Genomic DNA, 1514 nt, shown 5'->3' with positions numbered 1-1514 from the left:
CTTCCAACTTTTTAATAACCATGTTTGGTGTAGCCCACTCGTCACGGTCAAAATCAGAAATAGAAACTTCAATATCTAAACGCTCTTGGAATTCAACTAATAAAGATACTACAGCGAAAGAATCAAGGATACCTTCTTCAAATAATTGAACATCTAAGTTTTCTTTCACAATATCGTTTTCACATACTTCTTCTAAAATATCTAATACTTGCTCTTTGAATTCTGCCATTTTTAAAATCTCCTTTATATCCGAAATATATTATATGTGCAACTTCTTAATGGAATAAGAAGGGTGCATTAAAAGTATCTGTTAAGGTGTCCAGAGAAGATTAGGAAACCGAAACATACAACGTGGAACGTAATTACAATCGCAAGGACGTGTGTAAATTTATTGTTTGGCCAAAATTTATGCTTCTTGTTTTTTCGTTCGAAAATATCGAATAAAATAAACAGTGCGGCATGATAGAGACCATAAATAACATACTGCGCAACAGCGCTTCCTTGGATGTGCCAAATTCCCATAATGAAGAAGTTTAAAAATGCACCGATATACGAAATTGTGTAACGGTTCTTAATTAACTTTTTCTTCGTTGCAAAAAAGACGAAACGCATGTAAATAAAATCACGGAACCAGAATGATAAACTCATGTGCCAGCGGTTCCAGAAGTCTTTAATATTACGACTAAGGAATGGCTTATTAAAGTTTTCTGGCGTTTTAATTCCCATCATGTAACTGATACCAATTACGAACGCACTATAACCTGCAAAGTCAAAGAATAATTGCATGCTAGTAGCGTACATAAAAATCACATTAGATAAAAGTGTATCTTGATTGGCAAATACGGCCTTTACAAGATATGTTGTTATCAAGTGTGCAATTATAAATTTGTACAGAAAACCTTGGAAAATACGGTTAAGTCCTGTATATAGTAACTTTTGATATTCTTCACCGCTAGGTGGCTTTTGAATATCTTTTTGGAATCTACGGTAACGATCAATAGGTCCACTTGAAATCGCAGGGAAGAATAAAACAAACTCCCAGAAATTAAAGAAGGAAAGTTCTTTAATTAAATTATCACGAACTTCAAAGACCATTTGTACAGCTCTAAATGTTACGTAAGACATACCTGCGAAAACAATAAAATGTAATTCAGGTACAAAGGGTGCGATTTTTGCCAAAATAAGTGGCAAAATCGATAAAATAACAGCTATACAAAACATGAATGTACTATTATTTTGTTTTCTTAAAATTAAATAGCCTTTAATTAGGGCATATTGCCAAATAATAAATGCGGCTAACATAATCGCTTGCTTCGGTTTATCTGAGAAGATAATAGCAATCATGACTAATGTTAATACTGCATTATATTTACGCAACATTTTACCTTTTAATCCAGCTATGATAGTAGGTATTAATAAAATGCCCACTATAGCGAAAAAATAAAATGATCCATATGCGGTCATGCTGTAACCTCACTCAATAATTTTTTGCGATCTACCTTTCCATTTGGTGT

The 1514-nt window shown here is 33.0% G+C and carries 2 protein-coding genes; both read right to left on the bottom strand.

All coding sequences use genetic code 11. The annotated features are described in order from the left end of the window. On the bottom strand, positions 1-229 hold a 229-nt coding region (dltC, locus tag AU379_RS20375; protein WP_061139672.1), incomplete at its 3' end, for a D-alanine--poly(phosphoribitol) ligase subunit DltC. Between the two features lie 68 nt (positions 230-297). Further along, on the bottom strand, positions 298-1464 hold the full coding sequence (gene dltB / locus AU379_RS20370; RefSeq protein ID WP_000127925.1) for a D-alanyl-lipoteichoic acid biosynthesis protein DltB: 1167 nt from the start codon (positions 1462-1464) through the stop codon (positions 298-300). Positions 1465-1514: the final 50 nt, after the last annotated feature.

This window comes from Bacillus sp. JH7 (assembly GCF_001563515.1).
GTDB classification, from domain to species: domain Bacteria; phylum Bacillota; class Bacilli; order Bacillales; family Bacillaceae_G; genus Bacillus_A; species Bacillus_A cereus.
This window is presented reverse-complemented; position numbering and strand designations above follow the sequence as displayed.